Raw genomic sequence first — 22,601 nt, forward strand, 5'->3', positions numbered from 1 at the left:
AGTAGCGCGAACTTTGTAGTTCGCGTCCCCGTGCCGTTGGAACTCATTGCAACCGGCACGGGGACGCGAACTACAAAGTTCGCGCTACTATGGCCAATTCCTCTCCCACCCGCCTGACCTCCTCCCCCCCTACCCTCCTAAGCCCCCACGGCCGCCTGCTCGACCTGCGCCGGCCGCAGGTGATGGGCATCCTGAACCTTACGCCCGACTCGTTTTTCAGCGGCAGCCGCGTGGCTTCGGAAAAGGACCTGCTCACTCGCACCGAAGCCATGCTCGAAGCCGGTGCGGCTGTGCTCGACCTCGGGGCCTACAGTACCCGCCCCGGTGCCGACGACATTCCCGAAGCCGAAGAAACCCGCCGCCTGCTGCCCGCCGTGGAGGCCCTGCGCAAGGAGTTTCCGCACGCCTTTCTCTCTGCCGATACCTTCCGGGCCCGCGTGGCCGAGGCGGCCGTGCAGGCCGGGGCCGACCTGGTGAACGACGTGGGCGGCGGCACGCTCGATGCCGACATGTTTGCCACCGTGGGCCGCCTGCGCGTGCCCTACGTGCTGATGCACCTGCGCGGCACGCCCCAAACCATGAGCAAGCTGACCGAGTACGACGGCGACATCGTGCTGGAGCTGCTGCGCTACTTCCGCGACCAGTTGGTGGCATTGCGGGCCGCCGGCGTGGTCGACGTGCTGCTCGACCCGGGCTTGGGCTTCGCCAAAACCGCCGCCCAAAGCCACGAGCTGCTGCGCCGGCTGCCCGAGCTGCAAATGCTGAGCCTGCCGCTGTTGGCCGGCCTCTCGCGCAAGCGGCTGGTGTACGGCCCATTGGGTCTGGGGCCCGAGGCAGCGCTGAACGGCACCACGGCCCTGCACATGGTGGCGCTGCAGGGCGGGGCCCGGTTATTGCGGGCCCACGACGTAGCCGAAGCCCGGCAAACCATCGATTTATTCGCCCACACCTTTCCCGGGGCGGAATAAAGGCCGTAATTTGAAGGGCGGCGTGCTGGTTTGTGCAACGGAAGCACAACAGTCGTTGTCATCTCTTTCCACCTCTCCCACCGCCCATGGCCGGCCCTTTCCCCATCAATTTCCTGCATTTCGGCTGGATTGACGCGGCCGACGTGTTGCTGGTGACGGTGCTGCTGTATCAGCTATACAAGCTGCTGCGCGGTTCGGTGGCCCTGAACGTGGCGCTGGGGCTGGTGTCGTTCTACCTGCTCTACCTCGTGGTGAAAGCCACGGGCATGGAGCTGCTGACCAAGATTCTGGGGCAGTTTATGAGCGTGGGTGTGCTGGCCAGCATCATTTTGTTTCAGCAGGAAATCCGACGATTTTTGCTGAACGTGGGCAAGGCCACCGCCATCGAACGCATGCGGGCCTGGACCTGGGGCCGCCCCGCCGAAGCCGCCCCGCTGGCCGTGGGCCCGTTCGTGGAAGCCGCCAAAAGCCTCTCCAATAAGCTCACCGGCGCGCTCATCTGCTTCACCCAGGCTTCCGACCTCACGCCCTTTGCCGACTCGGGCGACCGGCTCGATGCCGAAATCAGCAAGCGCCTGCTGCTGGCCATCTTCAACAAAACCTCGCCCCTGCACGACGGGGCCGTGATTGTGGCCAACGGCCGCCTGCAGGCCGCCCGCTGCATTCTGCCGGTGAGCGAAAACCCCGATGTGCCCGCTTCGCTGGGCCTGCGCCACCGCGCCGCCATCGGCCTGAGCGAAATCACCGACGCCGTGGTGCTGGTGGTGAGCGAGGAAACCGGCGCCATGAGCCTCGTGCGCCACGGCGAGGTGCACCGCAACCTGCCCACCGGCGAGCTGCGCGCCCTGCTGAACGAGTGGCTGTTGAGTGGTCCCGAGCAGCCGAAAGCGGCCACCGCCAGCAGCGCGGCGCTGTCGGCCTAGCCGGAAGAACTGGTTGATTTCTGGAATATCGTACGCTCCGCTGCAAGGCGGCAGGGCTGTTGCTGTGCTCGCCTGTTGGCGAATGATGATTTTTGGAATAGTAGTTCGCCCAAGGTGGCGCTTTGTCGTGCCTGATGGACAACAACGGCTGACACGCTATCTGGTCAAAAATAAAAGAAGGGGCGGCTGCCCCTTTTTTATTATCTGAACCACATTAGCATCCGTGACATTAACAGTCAAATAATTAGCAATGCACTTTTGCAATATTTATAAAAATTGAAATGTTTTTTAAGGGTAATTTAATAATTAATCAAAATTAATATTATAGTTTTGCCCGATTGTTAAATTCTAAGATTGTATTGAATCTAACATTCTTAGATGCATTTCCCATCACAACTATTCACCATTCTCCCTTTTTTCATGCAACAACCTGTTTACGCACCAATTTCAACTGCATCAACTCGTCCGGCTCTCGGGCTGCGGGTGTGGCTGCTGACTTGCTTGCTGACCTTCGGCGCCCTGTCGTCGGCCATGGCCTCGCATTTCCGCTATGGCAGCATCACGTGGCGCACCGTCACCACTGACCCCACCAAGCGCACGGTGGTGATAAAGGTGAACGAGTCGTTCCGCAAGAGCTACCCGGTTTTTAGCCCAAGCCTCGCCGTTGGCTCGGTTGTTTCCAACGCTGATGTGCTTTATTTCGGCGACGGTTCAAGCACGTCTATCAACTTGACGGTGACCTCCGTGGACGTGGCTGCGGACAACTTCTACGGCGAGTTTACGGTGACGCACACCTACGCCTCGAACACAGCTTACAAGGCCTACATCAACAATTCCAACCGACTGGTTGGATTAGTGAACAACTCCAATGGCGTCTGGCATATTGAAACCGTCATCAACGCAGGTTCGGGCAACAGTTCGCCGGTGTCGACCTTGCCACCGGTGGTGAATCTGGCCACTGGGCAAACAGCGGCTACCTTTCAGCTACCGGCCAATGACCCTGACGGCGACCCACTGACTTACAGCTTGGCCACTGGCGCCGACATGGCCGGCAACGCATTTACCAACGCGCCCGGCCTAGCCATCGACTCCAATACCGGCGTTATTACCTTTCCGACAACCGGCGCTACGGTGGGCGCGCTCTACGATGCCATTGTAAAAGTAAGCGATGGAAAGACCAGCATTATGGTCGACTTCATTATTCAGATTACGCAGGTATCGACCCCGCCCAAGTTTGACTACAGCATTACCCCGGCAGTAGGCTACGCGTACCAGGTGTCCCCCGGCACGCCGGTCAGCTTCTCAGTGCGCGCCACCGACAGCGACCCGGGTAGCTCGGTGACGCTCAAAGCAGTGGGCTTGCCCAGCGGCTCGGGCATGAGCCCCGCCCTGCCGGCCACCGGCAACCCGGTTACCAGCACCTTCTCCTGGACGCCCACCGCCGGCAGCCTCGGCACCTACGTTATCACCTTCGTGGCCCAAGACAACGTGGGCGTGCAAACCAACACTTCCGTCACCATCCAGGTCAGCACCAAGCCTACTTTTGACGTGCCGCCCACGCCCGCCGATGGCAGCGTAGAGCAGATTACGCCTGGCACCCCGGTGACGCGCACCATCCAGGCCTCGAACGCAGACCCCAACACGCTGGTGAGCATCATCAGCGGCACGGGTTTGGCCGGCGCTACCTTTTCGCCCGCGCTGCCCTCCACGGCCGGCAACCCTACCACTACCCAGCTGAACTGGACGCCCGCCTCGGCCAATTGGGGCCCGAACACGGCAACCTTCACGGCCAAGAACACCAACTCAAGCGACCAGAAAACTCACACCCTGGAGTTCATCGTGAACTCGGCCCCGAGCTTCACGTCGGCTCCGGCCCCGGCCTCGCTGAACGTAGTGGCTGGCCACCCGTTCAGCTACAGCATCACCCTCACCGACCCCGACCTGCCCTACGGCGACAAACTGGAGATTGAGGACCAGAACCTGCCCGCTTGGCTGACAGTGGTGGATAATGGCGACGGCACCGGCACGCTCAGCGGCACGCCCACCGTGGCCGATGCCGGCAATAACGACGTGACGCTGGTAGCCGCCGACATCTATCACCACGGCGCCAGCTACGGCCTGATTACGCAATCGTTCAGCATCAACGTGATTCCGTGCACGCTGCAGGCGCATGCAATGCCCCTGACGCTGGTGCTTGATGCCAACGGCACGGCCACGCTCACTACCGCCCAGTTTGATAACGGCTCAACGGCCACCTGCGGCATTGCTTCCATGACGCTGTCGCAGTCGGCTTTTAGCTGCGCCAACTACGGGGCCAACCCCGTGACGCTGACCGTAACCGACAGCTACGGCAACACCAGCACCGACACGCAAACCGTGCTGGTAACCGACAACACCGCCCCCACGGCCGTGGCCCAGAATGTGACCGTGCAGCTCGATGCCTCCGGCAATGCCAGCGTGACGGCCGCCCAGGTGAACAACGGCAGCAGCGACAACTGCGGAGCCGTCACACTGAGCATTCAGCCCAGCCAGGGCGTGGTGAGCGCCGTTGCACAGGAGCACGAGGTGCTGACGCTGACCGCACCGGCGGGCGCCACTTTCACGGCTGTAAATTTTGCCAGCTACGGCAACGCCGACTATGTGAACGGCACGTTTCAGTACGGTTGGTGCCACGCTGGCAACAGCCAGCAGATAGCCGAGCAGGCCCTGTTGGGCAAGAACTCAGGCAGTATCCCAGCCAATAACGACGTATTTGGCGACCCCTGCGGGGGCACGTTTAAGCGCCTGCTGGTGCAGGCTACCTACGTCTACGCCAACGCCCCCCAGACCAGCTACACCTGCGCCAATGTAGGCCAGCCCAACCCCGTGACCCTAACCGTGACCGACAGCTTCGGCAACGTGAGCACGGCTACCGCCAACGTAACCGTGCAGGACAATCTGGCACCCACCATCACGGCCCCCGCCGCCGTGAGCGTGAGCACCGATGCCGGCCAATGCACGGCGACCAATGTAGCCCTGGGCACCGCTACGGCTACCGACAACTGCACTGCCACGGTAACCAACAATGCCCCAGCAGCTTTCCCCCAAGGCACCACCACCGTGACCTGGACCGCTACCGATGCCGCTGGCAACGTGGCGACTGCCACCCAAACGGTAACCGTGAATGACACCGAGAAGCCGGTGTTGACGGTTCCGGCCAGCATTGTAGTTACTGCGCCTGCCACGCTGTGCGGTGCCGTGGTGACCTTCGCGCCGACAGCTACCGATAACTGCGCCGGCGCGACGGTAGTCGCCAGCCCGGCATCGGGCAGCACCTTCGCCGTGGGCACCAGCACCGTGACCGTGACGGCCACCGACGCCAGCGGTAACACCAGCACCGGCAGCTTCACCATCACCGTGAAAGACGTGACGGCCCCGGCCGTAGCCGTGCGCAACGTGACCGTGACCCTCGTGAACGGGGCCGCCTCGGTAACCGCCGCCGACGTGAACAACCACAGCACCGATGCCTGCGGCATTGCCAGCTACAGCCTGAACCGCTCGGCCTTCACCTGCGCCAACCTGGGCAGCAACCCGGTGGTGCTGACGGTGACGGACATCCACGGTAACGTGGCCAGCGCTTCGGCTACCGTGACGGTAGTGGGCAGCATCCCGGCCCCGGCCATCGCCGTGACGCCCGCCAGCAACGTGTACACCGGCGGCGTGGCCACCAACCTCTACCTCGGCTATGGCTCGCAGAGCGCTACGCTCACGGCCAAAGGCGGCGTAAGCTACGCGTGGAGCCCCGCCGCGGGCCTGAGCAGCACCACGGTAGCCAACCCCGTGTTCACGGCCACCACGGCCGGCACCTTCACCTATACCGTGACGGCCACCAACCAGTACGGCTGCACGGCCACGGCCACGGTGACGCTGCACGTGATGGATGCCCGCTGCGACAAGGATAAGGTAGTAGTGTGCCACAACGGCCACGAAATCTGCATCTCGCCCAATGCGGTGCCCGCCCACCTCACCGGCCACGCCGGCGACCAGCTGGGTGCCTGCGGCACGGCAACTCGTCCGGAGCCCGCCGCCCCCGCTGTTGAACTGGCGACCGAACTGGTGTTCGAAGCCTACCCCAACCCCTTCGGCGCCAGCACTACGGTGCACTTCCGCCCCACGGTGTCGGCCGCAGCCCAGATTCGGGTGTTTGATGCCGTAGGCCGCGTAGTGGGCACGCTCTTCTCGGGCACCACCGAGGCGGGCCACGACTATGCCCTCACCCTCGACGGTACGCCGCTGGCCGCCGGCCTCTACCTGTGCCGCTACGAAAGCCAGGGCGAAGTCCACGTTCAGCGCCTGTCGGTGGTGAAGTAAGCTGCCACTGCCCCTTGGGGCTATGCAATTAAAAAGCCCCTTGCCGTTGGCAAGGGGCTTTTTTTGTGGATTTTACCGAAGCAGTGCGATGAACTGCGGAGTAGCGTCAGCGGTTACTTCAGCACTTCCAGCTCGCGTCCCACTTTGGTGAAGGCGGCAATGGCCTTGTCGAGATGCTGCCGCGTGTGAGCGGCGCTGAGCTGCACCCGGATGCGGGCCTTGCCCTGCGGCACCACGGGGTAGTAGAAGCCCACCACGTAAATGCCCTCATCAAGCATTTTGGCGGCAAACTCCTGGGCCAGCTTGGCATCGTACAGCATTACGGGCACGATGGGGTGCTCGCCGGGCGTGATATCGAAACCGGCGGCCGTCATCTGCTCGCGGAAGTATTTCGTGTTCTCTTCGAGGCGGTCGCGCAGCTCGGTGCTTTCCGTCAGCAGCTCCAATACCCGCAGGCTCGCGCCCACGATGGCCGGGGCCAGCGTGTTGGAGAACAGATACGGGCGGCTGCGCTGGCGCAGCATGTCGATGATTTCCTTGCGGCCCGAGGTGAAACCGCCCATGGCCCCGCCCAGCGCCTTGCCCAGCGTGCCGGTGATGATGTCGACGCGGCCCAGCACGTTGCGGTACTCGTGGGTGCCGCGGCCGGTTTTGCCCAGGAAACCCATCGAGTGGCACTCGTCAATCATCACCAGGGCCTGGTACTTGTCGGCCAGGTCGCAGATTTTGTCGAGCTGCGCGATGGTGCCGTCCATCGAAAACGAGCCGTCCGTGACGATGATGCGGTGGCGGGTGCCTTTGGCCACGGCGTCCTGGAGCTGGGTTTCGAGGTCGGCCATATCATTATGCGCGTAGCGGTAACGCTGGGCCTTGCACAGCCGCACGCCGTCGATGATGCTGGCGTGGTTCAGGGCATCCGAAATGATGGCGTCCTGCTCGTTGAACAGCGGCTCGAACACCCCGCCGTTGGCATCGAAAGCGGCCGCGTAGAGGATGGTGTCCTCGGTGCCCAGAAACTCGGCCAGCTTCTTTTCCAGCTCCTTATGAATGTCCTGCGTGCCGCAGATGAAGCGCACCGAACTCATGCCATAGCCGTGCGAGTCAATGGTGTCTTTCGCCGCCTTGATGACTTCGGGATGCGAGCTCAGGCCCAGATAGTTGTTGGCGCAGAAGTTCAGCACTTCGCCGGCTTCGTTGGTTTCAATCTCGGCGCCCTGGGGCGAAGTGATGATGCGCTCCTTCTTGAAAAGGCCGGCGTCCTTTATTTTCTGAAGCTCTTGTTCGAGGTCGGGCTGGAGGGTGGCGTACATGGGGTGGTGGGTGGGTGATAATTAAGGCAGGTGCTATTTAGCGAAAGGGCTGAAAAACTTTCTGGATTTGAGGTCAGTGGGCAACCATGCAAAACGCTGTTTGACGAATTCAGTTTTGACGGCTGGTAATATTGCTGACCACTCAATAATATCCCATAACAGCGACGTAACAACCAGTTCGCGTGCATCGCTAAGATGCAGAATTGTATAGCTGTAGTCTGAACTGGCTGCCCGGGTTATGGTTGGCTCGTGGCAGGAGAGCAACTCTATTTCCGACACTGCAAAAGTGAAGCTGATTTCTCGGTTAACATAAGTCATCGTCCTTTCCGCCCGATTAAAGCTGAGACGAGCCCGGCCGTCCCAGTGCCAGTACGTCCAGTACGTCCAGTACAGGCAAATGGCGGGAAAGCATCGCCAAGCCACGAGCAACATAAATATATCAACTATAAAAAGGCCTAACTGCGGCCCGTCTCTGACTATAATGCTGACCGCACCAGCAAGCAGTGCCAAACCAAATGAGGTTTGAACTAAGGTCCAGAACAGGCTCATGTTGTGCCACCATGAGAGCGAGAATTGAACAACTGGTTGCGCGAGATTCTTATCGCGGAAATATTCCTGTGCGCTAAGGCAAAGCGGAAAGACAATAACTAGTAGTAAAGCCGTGATAATTATCCCAATGTCTGGACTCATGGACGAAAAGAATCAGTAATTGTGCATTGTTATCGTCGCATCAGCACACTAATTACAACCTAACGTTGGGCCTGTTGCCGCACCAAAAACGCCTGCGCCCCCTTCCGTCCGCTGTCCATCAACTGCTTCTTTTGCGCGTCCGAAATCCGCTTGATTTTGGGGCTGAAGTTCAGGAAGTCGATGCTGATGGTGCGCTGCCAGTCGGCGGGCTGCACGGGATTGAGGTTTTCGAGGGCCACGGTGTAGAGCGCGCCCATGTAGGTGTTGAAATCGGTAATGTCGTAGGGCGCGAGCTGCTGGCGGCCAGCGGGCGCGCCATCCAGCGGAATCTGCTCGGCGCGGTCGAGGCGCAGGCCCAGGGTTTCGGGGTTGAAGACGTGGCCGTGCGCATCGGGCGCGGCAGCAGTGCCGGCGGCCAAGTAGCGCGGGTAGTCGAACAAATCGATGGGGTAGTTGGCCAGCAGGCCGCCGTCCACGAGCACCTGCACGGGCTGGCTGGGTGCAGGCGTGCCGGTGATTACCTTGTTCTTCGCATCGAGCAGCACGGCCCGGAAGTAAAGCGGAATGCTCATGCTGATGCGCACGGCATCGGCTACGCGCATGGTGGGCGTGGTTTCGTGGCTGAATACCTGCACGCGCTGCTGCGTGAGGTTGGTGCCCGTGGTGTAGAGGTCGCGGAAGCGCGTGGGCTCCTTCTGGGCCAGCGCGTGCAGTTCGCCGAGGGTGAGGTGGGCGTTTTTGGTTTTGCGGGCCACCAGCTCGCCGAGGTAGGTGCTGAACTCGTCGCCACGGTACCAGCCGTATTCCTTCACCAGCCGGTGCGTGCCCCCGAAGAAGATGAACCGGCCGTCGTTGAGCCGCTGCACGGGCGTGGCGTTCACCACGTCGATGATTTCCTGGGCCGAGTAGCCCACCGCCAGCAGCGCCGCCTGAATGGCCCCGGCCGAGGTGCCGCCCACCCGCGTGAGGCCGGCCAGCACGCCGCGCTGCTCCAGTTCCAGCAGGGCCCCGCCGTAGGCAATGCCGCGAATGCCGCCGCCCTCCATCACGAGGTTGCGGTAGCGGGGCGTAGTGGCCGGCTGGGCCTGAATGATGGGGCTGCCGAGCAGCCAGATTCCGAAGGATAACAGCAGCGCGCGCAGCTTCATGGGGCCAAAGATACCGCCGGGCGGGAGCCGGGCCGCCGGGCGCTACTCGTCGTGGGCGCGGCCCTGGGCAAACTCGTGCAGCAGCTGGGTTACTTCTTCGGCCGGGTGTGCGGCGAGGCCGGGCGCAGCCTTGAGAGGTAGGAAGCCGGTGATTTTTTCCAGGGCTTTGGCATCGGCCGGGGCGTAGGCCATGCGCCAGTCGGGAAAGGCGCGCTCGGCAATGGGGCCGTAGGCCAGCGTGCGCACGGCGAAGTGGCGCGGGTCGGCCTGAATGCGGGCGTAGAGCTGGCTGAGGGCCGGCTCGGGGCCTTCGAGCACCTGCATAAATTCGCCGTTGGCATACAGCAGCAGGCCGCCCAGGCGGGTCCGCTCGTTGTGCAGACGGGCTTTGCGCAGCAGCGGCGGCAGCGTCACTTCGTGCACCGCCCGCGAAGCCTGGCTGCGGTAAATCAGCGAGTAAAGCATCGGTTGTGGGGGCATAGGCGGGGCGGGGTTGGTGTAACTAAGGCGCTCCAACACCGTTGTGGGCAAAACGGTGCCCGCGGCGGCGGCGGCCCGGTATCTTTGCAGCCCGATTCCCGCTTTCCCACCTTCAACCCTGAACCACTCCGCGCATGGCTCCCACTCCCGGCGACCCTGAAACTTCTGTATTACCCGGCTCGGTGCTGGTGATTGGCGCCTGCGGCCAGCTCGGCCTGGAGCTGGTGGCCGCCCTGCGCCAGCGCTACGAACCCCACCTGGTAGTTGCCGCCGACGTGCGCCCGCCCAAAGACCCCAACATGCTGGCCGGCGGCCCATTCGAGCTGCTCGATGTGCTCGACCGCACCCGCCTCGACAAGCTCATTCGCCAGTACCGCCCCAAACAGATTTACCACCTCGCCGCGTTGCTTTCGGCCACCGCGGAGAAAAACCCGCTTTTCGGCTGGCAGCTGAACATGGATGGCCTGCTGATTGTGCTCGAAGCGGCCGTGGCCCACGGCGTGGCCCAGGTGTACTGGCCCAGCTCCATCGCCGTGTTCGGGCCCGACACGCCGCGCGACCACACGCCGCAGGTTACCATCATGAACCCCAACACGGTATACGGCATCAGCAAGCTGGCCGGCGAGCAGTGGTGCGAGTGGTACCACCGCAAGCACGGGCTGGACGTGCGCAGCCTCCGCTACCCCGGCCTCATCGGCTACAAGAGCCTGCCCGGCGGCGGCACCACCGACTACGCCGTCGACATCTACCACAAAGCCGTGGCCGGCGAAAACTACGAGTGCTTCCTGAGCGAAGACACGTATTTGCCGATGATGTACATGCCCGACGCGCTCAAAGCCACGCTGGATTTGATGCACGCCCCGGCCGAGCAAATTAAGGTGCGCACCAGCTACAACCTGGGTGCGATGAGCTTCTCGCCGGCCGAAATCACGGCCAGCATTCAGCAGCACGTGCCCGGTTTCGAAGTCACCTACAAACCCGATGGCCGCCAGCAGATTGCCAACTCCTGGCCCGCCAGCATCGACGACTCGAAGGCCCGGCAGGACTGGGGCTGGCAGCCGGATTTTGACCTCGACAAGATGACCGCCGACATGCTGCTGCATCTCAAGGAGATGAAGCAGGCGTAGATTTTTCCGTTTGATTAAAAAGGCCCTGCATTTGAAGATGCAGGGCCTTTTTTCATGCTCAGGCTTCAGCTATTCGACCCGCAGCCGGCTGGCGCCGGCCCCGCACCGCACCACGTAGAGGCCGGGGGCCAGACCGGCCAGGTCGAGCGTGGCGGCCCGGGTGCGGGCCGGCAGCTCCTGGCGGCGCACCTCGCGGCCCAGCGCATCAAGTACCTGCACGGGGCGCGCGGCCGGACTGGTTTCGGGCCAGCTCAGGCGCACAAGGCCCGCCGCGGGGTTGGGTGCCAGGGCAAATACTTCGGCCGGCGCGGGGGCGTGGGTGGCCAGCGCCGTGCCGGCAAAACGCGCCGCAAAGGCCATCGGGAAGCTGGTTGTGCCGCTGAGCGTGAAACCGCCGAAGCCGGCAGCATTGCCGCAGGAGCCCGCTACGGTTATGCTGCCCTCGGCATCGATGCTGACGGCATTGGCTTCGTCGTTGCCGGCCCCGCCGGCGCGCACGGCCTGCGTCCACTGCCCGGCGGCGTCGAGTCGGGCCACAAATACATCGTACAGCCCGCCGCTGCTGCTGAGGGCCAGCGGGCCAAACGCAGCCGTAGCGACCTGCCCCGGGCTGCCGTAAACTCCGAACAGGCCGGCCACCGTTGCATTGCCGGCGGCATCCACGGCCAGGGCGCGGGCCAGGTCGTTGGCAGGGCCGCCGGCGCGCACGGCCTGCGTCCACTGCCCGGCGGCGTCGAGCCGGGCCACAAATACATCGTAGCTGCCCGCGCTGACGAGGGTGGTCGGGCCAAAGGCCACGGTTTCCAGCAACACGCCGGCAACGGTAGCCGTGCCCGCCCCATCCACGGCCAGGGCATTGATGGTGGGCGGCGGGGCCAGGCGGCTGTTGTTGGTGAGCTGCACGGCCTGCGTCCACTGCCCGCCGGCGCTGAGCCGGGCCAGGTAAGCCGACGTGCCGCCCAGCGCATTGCTAAGTGCGAGCGCGCCAAAGCGGGTATTGGCATCGAACTGGCCGGCCAGCACCACATTATCGGCGGCGTCGAGGGCCACGGCGCTTACCAGGTTGCGGAAAGGCACGGTGCTGAAAGCACAGGTGCTTTGGCTGGCCTGCGTCCAGGTGCCCGCCGCCAGGTTGAGGCGTGCGACGAATGCGGCGGTGGTTACGCCGTCGGCCGCCAGCGTAGTGGGGCCGAAGCCCGGGCTGCCCTGAAAGCTGCCTGCCACCACGGCGTTGCCGGCCGCGTCGAGGGCCAGCGCGTTGGCCTCGTCATTGCCCGGGCCGCCGGCGCGCACGGCCTGCGTCCACTGCCCGCCGGGGTTGAGCCGGGCCACGAAGGCATCGGTACCGCCCGCGCTGGTGAGGGCGAAGGAGCCGAATTCCGCCGTCGCCCCGGCCACCAGGTTGCCAAACCGCCCGCTGATAATGGCGTTGCCCGCCGCATCAAGCTTCAGCCCGCTCACCACGTCTTCGCTCGGCCCGCCGGCCCGCACGGCCTGCAGCCACTCGCCACCGGGCCCGAGGCGGGCCACAAATACATCGGAGTAGCCCTGACTGACGAGCGTGGTGCCCCCCAGCGTGAAACTGCCGGAAAAATTACCAGCTACGACGGTATTGCCGGCCCCGTCCGGGGCAGCGGCAACGATGACTGAGCCGCCGGGAGCTCCCACAGGAGCTGGGTCGACGATGGCGCCGGGGGCACTGGCCCAGTGCCAGCTTTGCGCCTGCAGCGTAGCGGGGGCGGCGAGAACCAGCAGCCAACCAATGGCTTGCCAACGGAATGTATTTTTCTTCATGGGGCAGCGAAAAAAACAGGAATAAAAAGGCTGTGTGGAGCAGCCACTGAATGGCTGATTAGTCACGTCACCTTTTGGTTGCCTGCTGCCCCGAAAAAGTTTCAGCGGCTGTTTTCCTTAAAGCCCACAATGCCCCGCATTAACTTGATACGGGGCGTTGTGGGCATAAAATTGACTCCCGAGTAATCAGGCCTGCTGCTGCGAAGTCTCCGCTGCTTTAGGTTCGGTGGGCCGGCTGCCGCCGGCGTGCCGGGGCACGTTGAACAGCACCGATGTGGCCCACGGCACGGCAAAGGCGGCTACCGTGAGCACGGTAATCACCACGTCGGCGGTTTCGCTTTCCAGCGCCTCGCTCACCGGGTGGCCGGGCAGGAAATGAGCCACCAGCGAGAGCACCAGCTTGAGGCCCAGCAGGCCGATAACGCCGAAAGCGGCGGTTTCCAGAAACGGGTATTTGCCCATGAGCAGCACGAAGCCCTGCGCCACCAGCCGCATGGCCAGAATGCCGATGAACACGCCCACGCAAATCAGAATCAGGTTGTCGGTGAAGGCGACGACGGCAAACACGTTATCGATGGAAAAGGCCAAATCCATCAGCTCAATCAGGGCCACGGTGGCCCAGAACTTGCCGAACAACCCCAGCGTGTTGCGGTAAATCCAGCTTTTTTCCTTCTCAATTTTTTCCTCATCGTGCGCCGGCCGGGCCTTGAAATGGTCGAAAACCAGGTACAGCAGGTAGAGCCCGCCCAACGGCTTCAAAAACCAGAACTTGATGAGAAACGACGCAAACAGAATGCACAGCCCCCGGAAAATATACGCCCCGAAAATGCCGTAGCGCAGGGCCTTATGCCGCTGCTCCTTGGGCAGGTCGCCTACCATCGTAGCCAGCACCGCGGCGTTGTCCACCGAAAGCAGGCTCTCAATGATAACCAGGTTGCCCACGATGGCCAGCGAGGCCAGCGGGTTGTGCAGAATTTGCTCGATGTATTGATTCACGGCGGGAAAAGCTAGGGTAGCTGAGTAACGAGGCAGTAGGCGGAATGATGCCAGAGTGCATGGAATACAAAAGAACGTCATGCCTCGGCTACGCCCGGCATGACGTTCTAATAATCACAATTGAATGATGCCCAGCAGCAGCGACACGGCCAGCATCACCAACACCGTGCCGCCGGCCCATTTGAGGGTGAAGCGCTGATGCGCGCCGATGTCGACCCCGGCCAAACCCACCAGCAAATACGTGGACGGCACCAGCGGACTTAACAGGTGCACCGGCTGCCCCAGCAGTGAGGCCTTGCCCATCGTAGCCGCGCCGATGCCAAATGCCGAGGCCGCCTTGGTGAAAAACGGCAGGATGCCGAAGTAGAACGCGTCGTTCGACATGAAAAAGGTGAGCGGCGCACTCACCAGCCCGGTCAGCACCGGGAAGTGCGGGCCCCAGGCGGCCGGCACCAGCTGCACAAACGTCTGGGCCATGGCATCAACCATGTGCGTGCCGTTGAGAATGCCGGTGAAGATGCCCGCCGCAAACACCATCGCCGCTACCGACAGCGCGTTGCCGGCGTGGGCCGCAAACCGCTGCCGCTGCTGCGACAAATTGGGGTAGTTAATCACGGCCGCCAGCGCAAACGCCAGCATGAACAGCACCGGCAGCGGCAGCAGCTCGCGCACCAGCGCCACCATCAGCCCAATCGTCAATAGCGCATTCACCCACAGCAGTTTGGGGCGGCGCAGGGCTTGGTCTTCGGGCGAAAGCTCCAGGTCGGGGCATTCGGGCAAGGGCTGGGGCAGGCCAGCAGCGAGGCCGAAAACCACGGACTTTTTCTTATTTACTTGGTTTAGATACTCCAGGCCCAGCCGTTTCCGCTCGCGCTTGCCGAAGCGCCAGGCCACGAAGAACACCCACAACAGCCCCGCGCCCATGGACGGAATCAGCGGGTTGAAAAGCTGGGTGCTGTCGAGGTGCAGCACGCTCATGGCGCGGGCGGTGGGGCCGCCCCAGGGCAGAATATTCATCACGCCGCCCACCAGCATGTTCATGCAAGTCAATATCAGCGGGTTGATACCGAGCTGGCGGTAGAGCGGCAGCATGGCCGTGACCACGATGATGTAAGTGGTGGCCCCGTCGCCATCGAGCGACACCAGCAGCGCCAGCAGCGCCGTGCCGATGATGATTTTCAGCGGGTCGCCGTGGGCCACGCGCTGGATGCGGCTGATAACCGGGTCGAACAGCCCGGCATCTGTCATCAGCCCGAAGTAGAGGATGGCGAACACCAGCATGATGCCCGTGGGCGCAATGTTCTTGATGCCGTCAAGCATCATCGGCCCCATTTGCCCTCCGAAACCGGTGAGCACCGCGAAGGCCACCGGCACCAGCAGCAGCGCCGTGATGGCCGACAGACGATTCGTCATAATCAGCACCATGAAGGTGAGAATCATGGCAAAGCCAGCGAGTGCGAGCATGGTGGCGGGGTAATAAAGATGTAAATTTTAGAACGTCATGCAGAGCGTAGCGAAGCATCTTTACCGCTTCGTTGCGCTGTATATTCACCAACCTAAGCAACGAATTCGTCCCACCTCACCCGTTGCAGCGAATGAGTTACTTAATGCGGTAAAGATGCTTCGCTGCGCTCTGCATGACGTTCTTTTTATCGTTCTGAATCAATCGTTCGCTTAGAAGCTGAAGCGCAGGGCCGAGAAATAATACGCGCCCATGAAGCCGAACTGCGAGGTGAAGCGCGTGTAGGGCGTCTGGCCCGAGGCCGTGAGCGAGGGGAAGGCGATTTGGTCGGGGTACACATCGAACAGGTTGTTGGCGCCCAGCGTGAAGCCCACGCGCGGCGTGAAATTGTAGGTCAGCGACGCATCGGTGATAACCTTGGCCGAGAAGGTCTGGTCGAGCTCGGCCGTGCTCTGAATGGCCGTGACCTGGCCGAAACGGGTAGCGCGCACCAGGCCTTCGAGCTTTTTGAAGCGGTAGTTGGCCGAGCCGATGAACTTGGAGCGCGGCTGAGCCACCTCAATCAGGCCAATCATCACGCGGTCGACGAGCGGGGTGCCCAGGTTGGCCAGCGACGGCGGTGTGCGCACTTCGCCCACTACTTTGGTCGAGTTCAGGGCCATGGCCAGGTTCAGGCCGAAATCTTGGTCGCGGCCCATGCGCTTGCGGTAGCTCGCCACCACGTCGAGGCCGCGGGTGCGGGTGTCGAGGGCGTTCGAGAAAAACTGCACCTGGGCGTAGCCCGAGCCGTTGAACACGGGCGCGAGAGCGGGCTTGGTGGCATCGAGCTGGCCCGAAATCACCACGCGGTCGGTGATGTCAATCTGGTAGGCATCGGCCGTAAACGTCAGGTCGGGCGTGACCTGGGCAGTGAAGCCGAGGTTGTAGTCAAGCGTGGTTTCGGCTTTCAATTTGCCCACGCCGAGGGCCTGCACGTAGGGGTTGTCGTTGCGCAGGTGGGCAATGGGGTACGAGTCGAACACGCCGTTGAGCGTCAGCCACTGGGCATCGGCGTAGTTGGAATAGTAGAGCTGGTGCATGGACGGGGCCCGGAAGCCGCGGTTGATAGAGCCGCGCACCGAGAACATCTCGGAGAACTTGTAGCGGGTCGAAATCTTACCGCTCACGTTGCTGCCAAAGTCGGAGTAGCGCTCGAAGCGGCCGGCCACGCCCACCAGAAACTTATCGGTGATGTCGCTGAGCACGTCGACGTACACACCGGCATTGTTGCGGGTGCGCGAAACGGCGTTCACGGCGGCGATGCCTTCGCGCCCGCTGCTGCCCACGTCGGGGTTGTTGGTGGTTACCGGACCTTTTTTCCAGGAAGCCTCGTCGCCGGCCAGCAGCTCGTACTGCTCCACCCGGAACTCGCCGCCGTAGCTCAGGCTCAACGATTTCAGGCTGCTTACTTCGAAGGATTTTGAGACGTTCACGTTGGCCAGCACCTGCCCAAACTTATTGGTGCCGGTGTAGAACGAGGTGGGCGAATTGCTGCCGTAGGAAGGGTTAACGGTGTGGTTGGCGTAAGTCTTGATGATGTTCTGGCCGCCGCCCACGCTGAAATCGAGGTTCCAGCCGCCGGCCGTTTTGCGGCGCAGGCCCACGGTGGAAGCTACGTCCTGCACCGTAGCCGGGAACACGGGGTTGTAGCCGTTCGGAAACAGCGAAAGCACCGCCCGCGCCTTGTTGCTGGGGTTGCGGAAGAAGCCGTAGGCCGTCATGTCTTTATAAGAGTACCCGCCGAACGAATACAGCCGCCAGGCGTCGCCCAGCGCCACTTCGCCGTTATAAAAGAACTGGCCCATCGTGTTTTTGGCCGTGCCGTAGGTGGTCACGTGGCGGTTGAAGCCGTTCTGGGCTACCAGGGCGTCGTCTTTGGCTTTGTCGGAATCGTATACGCGGCCGGTGTAGTCGCCCGAGCGGTTGGTGGGCGTGTTGTGGTGGCCCTGGGCGGTCAGGTTCAGGAAGCCGTCGCGCTTGCCTAGGGGCAGGCCGTAGTTCACGCCGAGGTCGAAGGTGTGGCCGTCGCCCATGGCCGTCACGCCATAATTGCCGTTAACGATGCCGCCGCGCGGGTTTTTCTTCAGCACAATGTTCACGATGCCGGCAATAGCGTCGGAGCCATACTGGGCCGCCGCGCCGTCGCGCAGAATCTCCACGCGCTCAATGGCCGCCGTCGGGATGGCGTTCAAATCAGTGCCCACCGAGCCGCGGCCTACCACGTTGTTCACGTTCAGGGCCGACGACTGGTGGCGGCGCTTGCCGTTAATGAGCACCAGCGTCTGGTCGGGGCCGAGGCCGCGCAGCGTCGCCGGGTCCACGTACGAAGTCACGTTGCTGATGGCGTGCTTAGTCGAGTTGAACGAGGGCGCGGTGAAGTGAATCATCTGGCCCAGCTCGGTCTGGCCGGTTTTGGTGATTTCCTTGGCCGTGAGCACGTCCACCGGCACGGGCAGGTCCACGTTGGTGCGGGCTTCGGAGGCGCGGTTGCCCACCACAATCACGTCGGCAATGGCGTGCGAGGTGGTTTTCATGGGCACATCCAAGGTGGTGGCGCCGGCGGGCACGGGCACTTCACGTAGCTCGTAGCCCACGTACGTCACCACCAGCACGTCGCCGTCTTCCACATCCAGCGTGAAGCGGCCGTCGGCATCCGTGGTCGTGCCCCGGTTGGTGCCTTTGATGGCCACCGAGCTAAACGCCAGCGGCGACTGGTCGTTGCCGTCCACAATCCGGCCCTTGAGTGGCCGGCGGGCCAGCGCCCCGAAATCGTTTGGGGCCGCCGCCACGGCCGGAGCCAGCGAAGCCGCGTGCGCCGCCGGGCTGGCCGCGCACTGCGCCGCCAGCAGCAGCGCCGCGCCCGCCGTCCGGGCCGAGAGGGAGGAGGAAGGTATGATTCGCTTCATGGGAATTTTGATGGAGGTGGGAATGATTGCGTGGTTTGGGAAGCGAAGTAGCGGGGCGATTTAGAATACATTTGGAAGATTTGGAATTTTTCAGAAAATAGTGAGTGGGCGCTTACTTATTTGGATTTAGCGCAAGTAAAATGAACGGTCATGCAGAGCGCAGCGAAGCCTCTTGCCCGCCACCACTAATCCTATCGATTGATTTACTGACTGCGGGCAAGAGGCTTCGCTGCGCTCTGCATGACGTTCTGAAAAAGCAGCCAAGCGCCCAAACCAGCCCTACCTTGCCGCTCATTCCCATCGATACCCCACATGAAACTGCTGCTCGTTGAAGACGAACCGGCCTTGCTGGCCAGCGTGGTGAGCTACCTGCAAGCCCAGCACTACGTGTGCGAAACGGCCACCACCTACGCCCAGGCGCAGGAGAAAATGGCGCTGCACGACTACGAGTGCATCGTGCTCGACCTCACCCTGCCCGGCGGCGACGGCCTCGACCTGCTGCGCGAGCTGCAAAAGCAGCAGAAAGCCACCGGCGTCATCATCACCAGCGCCCGCGCCGCCGTCGACGACCGCATCACCGGCCTGGAGCTGGGGGCCGACGATTACCTGCCCAAGCCCTTCTACCTGCCCGAGCTCAGCGCCCGCATTGCCGCGCTAGTGCGCCGTCGCCACTACCAGGGCACCAACCTATTGCACGCCGGTGAGCTGGCGGTGGACGTGCCCGCTCGCCGCGCCGCCGTGGCCGGCAAACCGTTGACATTGACCCGCACCGAGTTCGATTTACTGCTGCTGCTGCTGGCGAACCAGGGCCGCGTCATCACAAAAGGGGCCATTGCCGAGCATTTGTCGGGCGATGCGGCCGAGCAGTTCGACACGTTCGAAAACGTGTACGCCCACGTCAAAAATCTCAAGCGCAAGCTCACGGAGGCAGGCGCGCCGAACTACATTCGGATGGTGTACGGGCTAGGGTATCGGTTCGAGCCGAATAATTAAACGACCGTCATGCAGAACGCAGCGAAGCATCTCGCCTGCTATCACTAATCAATCAATAATGAGTTGCTACCACAGGCGAGATGCTTCGCTGCGCTCTGCATGACCGTTCAACTAAGTCGCATCCGACCATGAAGCTGCTGGCCCGCACCACCGTCGTTTTCCTGATTTACGCCAGCGTGGTGGCGGCGGCGGGCACGTTCGTGTACTACAACTTCATTCGCAAAATCTATTACCAATACGTCGACCGCACGTTGAGCCGGCGCAAGCTGCGCGTGGATAACGACCTGCGGCTGTACCTGCGCTCGCCGGCCGACCTGGACTTTTGGCATAAGCTCGACCACAACGTGGAGTTTGTGCCGCTGGCCGCGCCGGGACCGCCAGCCGCGTTCAGCGTGCGGATGATGTATAATAAGCTCGTTAATAAGACCGTGCCCTACCGGCAGCTGGCCGCGCCGGTGATGTTTCAGGGGCAGCCGTACCGGCTGGAGCTGCGCACGACGATGCTGGATAGCCAGGAGCTGCTGGCGCGCATCGGGCAGGCGGGGGCGCTGCTGTTTGGGGCGCTGCTGGTGGGGCTGCTGGTGCTGCAGCACGTGCTGGCGCGGCGGCTGTGGGGCCCGTTCTACCACACGCTGGGCGAGTTGCAGAAATACAAGCTCGACCAGCCCGAACCGGTGCACCTCGCGCCCACGCGCATCCCCGAGTTCAAGGCGCTGAACGCGGCCATCGGGCGGGTGCTGCACCGCAACCAGCGCATCTACCACCGCCAGAAGGAATTCACCGAAAACGCGGCCCACGAGCTGCAAACGCCGCTGGCCATTCTGCGCACCAAGCTCGATATGTTGGTGCAGGCCCCCGGCCTGACGGAGGAGCAGGCCAGCCATATCGAGCCGCTGCTCGACGTGACGCAGCGCCTCACCCACCTCAGCCGCAGCCTGCTGCTGCTCGCGCACCTCGACCAGCAGCTGTTCTTCCCCACCGAAACCGTGGATGTGGCCGCCACCATCCGCACGCAGCTGGGGCAGCTACGCGAGCAGCTGGCCGGCGCGGGCCTCACCCTCAGCACCGAAATTGTGCCTGCGCTGCCGCTGGCCGCCAACCGTTCGCTGCTCGATATTCTGGTGAGCAACCTGCTCAGCAATGCCATTCGGCACAACGTGGCGGGCGGCGTGGTGCGCGTAGCCCTCACCCCAGATTTGTTGACGGTGGAAAACACCGGCCGCTCTCGCGCCCTGCCCGCCGACCAGCTCTTCGTGCGCTTCCGGCCCGGGCCCGAGCGCGCGCCGGGCAGCGTGGGGTTGGGGCTGGCCATTGCTCGTCAGGTGTGCGAAACGTACGGGTTTCTATTGAGCTACCACTACGAGGAGCCCGGCCGGCACCAGATGCGCGTGCGGCTGGGGTAGGGTCAGCTTATAATCCCGTCATGCTGAGCGTAGTCGAAGCATCTCGCGTGTGGCACTGAATCAATCGTTGATTACGCCGACTTTCGGTTAAAAAGGATTAGTGGTGGCAAGCGAGATGCTTCGACTACGCTCAGCATGACGTTCTATTTTCGGCTGCCTTACTATCCAGCAGCCCGCTCATCTCCGTCAGTATCGCCGCCCAGTTTTCCAAGTACAGCATGTGACCCTGGGAGGGCAGCAGGTGCACGGGCGCGCCGCCCAGCCGCTGGGCCAGATACGGAATATTGCCGGGGGCCCACACGCCATCGGCCTGGCCGTGCCAAAGGCGCACGGGAGCGCGCACATCCTCGATGCGGAAGCCGGGCGGGCGGCACCAGGCCTGCGCATCGTCGTACACGCCGCGGCCGTGGTGAGCGAAACCGGCCACGGCGGCATCGCGCAACAGCGCCCGGAAGCGGGTGGTGACGCGGGCCTCTTCCGAAAACATGAGCCGGATAAACCAGTCAATCGTGCGGTCGGGGCGGTGCTGCCACTGCCGGCTGAGCCAGAGAAAGGTGGTGCGGTTCAGCCACGGAAAGCCGACCTGGCCCCAGCGCAGCAGCTTCCAGAGCCGCGAAAGGTGCGGGTAGGCGGCACGCTCGCCCAGCGGCAGGCAGGTGCTGAGCAGCTGCCCGGCCGCCACCCGCGCCGGGTGCCGCGCGGCCAGCGCCAACGCGTGCACCCCGCCCACCGACCAGCCCATCACGCCCACCGGCCCGGCAATTCCGAGCGCGTCGAGCATGGCCACCACATCATCAGCAAACGAAGGAAAAGTGAGGGCGCGGAATACGCTCGACTGGCCCACGCCGGGCCGGTCGGGGGCGAGAACCTGGAGTTGCAGGCGGGCCAGCAGGGCCGGGTCGTTCGGCAGCTCCAGGCCCGAGGAGCCGAAGCCGTGGTGAAATACCACCGGCCGGTGCGCCGGGTCGCCGTGGCGGGTGAGGCCCAGGGTGCGGCCGTCGGGCAAGCGGACGGTGAGGGATTCGGGCGTAAGCGAAGCGGACATGCGCCGTTGCATACGCGTAGCTTGGAGCAGTGGCCAATCTGGTGTTCGCGGCAACCTCGGCTTGAGTCGGACAGTTAGCACTAGCGGTAATACTTATCGCGCTGCACTGCTTCCAATTCCCCATGATAGTTAATTACACCGCCGCCGGTTGGGAAATCATCTACCAGCAGGCTCACGCGCTGCTGGCGGCGCAGCTCGCCTACGCCTGGCCCCCCACCCTGCCGCCCGACCGCTGGGTGGGCCTGCTGGCCGCCATCGCGCAGCACGACGACGAGCAGGCCGCCTGGCAAGGCCGCGGCGGCCACTACGGCCTCACGCCCGCCGGGGCCCCGGCCAATTTCACGCACAAGGAATTTTCGCTGGAACAGGCCGCCGGGGTGCTGGCCGCTGCCCGTTTCCAGGGGCGCTGGCGCAGCCTGCTCACCAGCCTGCACCTGAGCTGCCTCTACGAAAACCTGCGGGGCCAGAACAAGGAAATCGACGGCTTTCTGGACGAGCTGCGCACCCGGCAGCAGCAGTGGCGCCGCGAACTCAAGCTCGCCAAAAAAGAAGCCGACCAAGCCTACACCCTACTGCACTGGGCCGACCGCCTGTCACTCATCCTCTGCCGCCACGAAATCCCGGAGATGGGCCGGGCCGTGGAAATTCACCGCGGGCCCGATGGCACGGTGCACACCCTGGCCCAGCCCGATGGCGAGGGCACGCCGGTGGTCATCAAGCCCTGGCCGTTTCAGGCGGCCGAAATCGAGGTGAGCGTGGAGGCGAGCATGCTCACGCAGCTGCAGTTTAAAGACGATGCCGAGCTGGCCGCCGCGCTACGTAATGCGCCGGTGGAGACGCGCCGGTGGGTGCTGCGGCGGGGGTAGTTGATGGTTGGTAAAATCGGCTGTCATCCTGAGCGCAGCGAAGGACCTTATCACGCTAGAACGCTTCGTGCTGACGTGATAAGGTCCTTCGCTGCGCTCAG

16 protein-coding genes are annotated in these 22,601 nt (G+C 63.1%); 7 read left to right on the forward strand and 9 right to left on the reverse strand.

Going from position 1 to position 22,601, the window contains the following annotated elements:
* Nucleotides 1-89 precede the first annotated feature (89 nt).
* The 3 genes from folP to MON38_RS12190 all read left to right on the forward strand — a co-directional run bounded on the left by folP (nucleotide 90) and on the right by MON38_RS12190 (nucleotide 6,241).
* Nucleotides 90-968 carry a dihydropteroate synthase gene (gene folP / locus MON38_RS12180; RefSeq protein WP_241936444.1) on the forward strand — a complete coding sequence of 293 codons (879 nt, stop codon included), beginning with the start codon at nucleotides 90-92 and terminating at the stop codon, nucleotides 966-968.
* Between the two features lie 86 nt (nucleotides 969-1,054).
* The gene (cdaA, locus tag MON38_RS12185) at nucleotides 1,055-1,891 is read left to right on the forward strand and encodes a diadenylate cyclase CdaA (protein ID WP_241936445.1); all 837 of its coding nucleotides are present in this window, start codon (nucleotides 1,055-1,057) and stop codon (nucleotides 1,889-1,891) included.
* Between the two features lie 420 nt (nucleotides 1,892-2,311).
* A complete protein-coding gene (locus tag MON38_RS12190) occupies nucleotides 2,312-6,241 on the forward strand; it encodes an HYR domain-containing protein (protein WP_241936446.1) in 3,930 nt (1,309 codons plus the stop codon).
* A 113-nt stretch (nucleotides 6,242-6,354) separates the two neighbouring features.
* Here MON38_RS12190 and kbl read toward each other — a convergent pair whose 3' ends face one another.
* The 4 genes from kbl to MON38_RS12210 are packed head-to-tail and all read right to left on the reverse strand — an operon-like array spanning nucleotide 6,355 to nucleotide 9,869.
* Nucleotides 6,355-7,551, reverse strand: coding sequence for a glycine C-acetyltransferase (kbl, locus tag MON38_RS12195; RefSeq protein WP_241936447.1), 1,197 nt, complete (start codon nucleotides 7,549-7,551; stop codon nucleotides 6,355-6,357).
* 33 nt (nucleotides 7,552-7,584) lie between these two features.
* A complete protein-coding gene (locus tag MON38_RS12200) occupies nucleotides 7,585-8,241 on the reverse strand; it encodes a PH domain-containing protein (protein ID WP_241936448.1) in 657 nt (218 codons plus the stop codon).
* Between the two features lie 59 nt (nucleotides 8,242-8,300).
* Nucleotides 8,301-9,389, reverse strand: a complete 1,089-nt coding sequence (locus MON38_RS12205) for a patatin-like phospholipase family protein (RefSeq protein WP_241936449.1) — start codon at nucleotides 9,387-9,389, stop codon at nucleotides 8,301-8,303.
* Between the two features lie 42 nt (nucleotides 9,390-9,431).
* Entirely contained in the window at nucleotides 9,432-9,869 is a 438-nt protein-coding gene (locus MON38_RS12210) for a BLUF domain-containing protein (protein WP_241936450.1), read from the reverse strand.
* A gap of 134 nt (nucleotides 9,870-10,003) precedes the next feature.
* Here MON38_RS12210 and MON38_RS12215 point away from each other — a divergent pair, with 134 nt between their 5' ends.
* Nucleotides 10,004-10,996, forward strand: coding sequence for an NAD-dependent epimerase/dehydratase family protein (locus MON38_RS12215; protein ID WP_241936451.1), 993 nt, complete (start codon nucleotides 10,004-10,006; stop codon nucleotides 10,994-10,996).
* Nucleotides 10,997-11,065: 69 nt separating this feature from the next.
* Here MON38_RS12215 and MON38_RS12220 read toward each other — a convergent pair whose 3' ends face one another.
* From MON38_RS12220 to MON38_RS12235, 4 genes are all read right to left on the reverse strand, one after another.
* Nucleotides 11,066-12,790, reverse strand: coding sequence for a T9SS type A sorting domain-containing protein (locus MON38_RS12220; RefSeq protein ID WP_241936452.1), 1,725 nt, complete (start codon nucleotides 12,788-12,790; stop codon nucleotides 11,066-11,068).
* A 186-nt stretch (nucleotides 12,791-12,976) separates the two neighbouring features.
* Entirely contained in the window at nucleotides 12,977-13,786 is an 810-nt protein-coding gene (locus MON38_RS12225) for a TerC family protein (RefSeq protein WP_241936453.1), read from the reverse strand.
* Nucleotides 13,787-13,900: 114 nt separating this feature from the next.
* The gene (locus MON38_RS12230) at nucleotides 13,901-15,250 is read right to left on the reverse strand and encodes a CitMHS family transporter (protein ID WP_241936454.1); all 1,350 of its coding nucleotides are present in this window, start codon (nucleotides 15,248-15,250) and stop codon (nucleotides 13,901-13,903) included.
* 210 nt (nucleotides 15,251-15,460) lie between these two features.
* Complete coding sequence (locus MON38_RS12235) at nucleotides 15,461-18,193, reverse strand: TonB-dependent receptor (RefSeq protein ID WP_241936455.1); 2,733 nt, start codon at nucleotides 18,191-18,193, stop codon at nucleotides 15,461-15,463.
* Nucleotides 18,194-18,505: 312 nt separating this feature from the next.
* Here MON38_RS12235 and MON38_RS12240 point away from each other — a divergent pair, with 312 nt between their 5' ends.
* Nucleotides 18,506-19,186 (forward strand): response regulator transcription factor, encoded by a 681-nt coding sequence (locus tag MON38_RS12240; RefSeq protein ID WP_241936456.1) that lies wholly within the window; start codon nucleotides 18,506-18,508, stop codon nucleotides 19,184-19,186.
* A gap of 128 nt (nucleotides 19,187-19,314) precedes the next feature.
* A complete protein-coding gene (locus MON38_RS12245; protein WP_241936457.1) occupies nucleotides 19,315-20,589 on the forward strand; it encodes a sensor histidine kinase in 1,275 nt (424 codons plus the stop codon).
* Between the two features lie 130 nt (nucleotides 20,590-20,719).
* Here MON38_RS12245 and MON38_RS12250 read toward each other — a convergent pair whose 3' ends face one another.
* Nucleotides 20,720-21,634, reverse strand: coding sequence for an alpha/beta fold hydrolase (locus MON38_RS12250; RefSeq protein WP_241936458.1), 915 nt, complete (start codon nucleotides 21,632-21,634; stop codon nucleotides 20,720-20,722).
* 122 nt (nucleotides 21,635-21,756) lie between these two features.
* Between MON38_RS12250 and MON38_RS12255 the strand changes: the two genes are divergently transcribed.
* Nucleotides 21,757-22,500 carry a DUF3891 family protein gene (locus tag MON38_RS12255; protein ID WP_241936459.1) on the forward strand — a complete coding sequence of 248 codons (744 nt, stop codon included), beginning with the start codon at nucleotides 21,757-21,759 and terminating at the stop codon, nucleotides 22,498-22,500.
* The last annotated feature ends 101 nt before the right edge of the window (nucleotides 22,501-22,601 follow it).

The sequence above is a fragment of the Hymenobacter cyanobacteriorum genome (genome assembly GCF_022631375.1).
Classification (GTDB): domain Bacteria; phylum Bacteroidota; class Bacteroidia; order Cytophagales; family Hymenobacteraceae; genus Hymenobacter; species Hymenobacter cyanobacteriorum.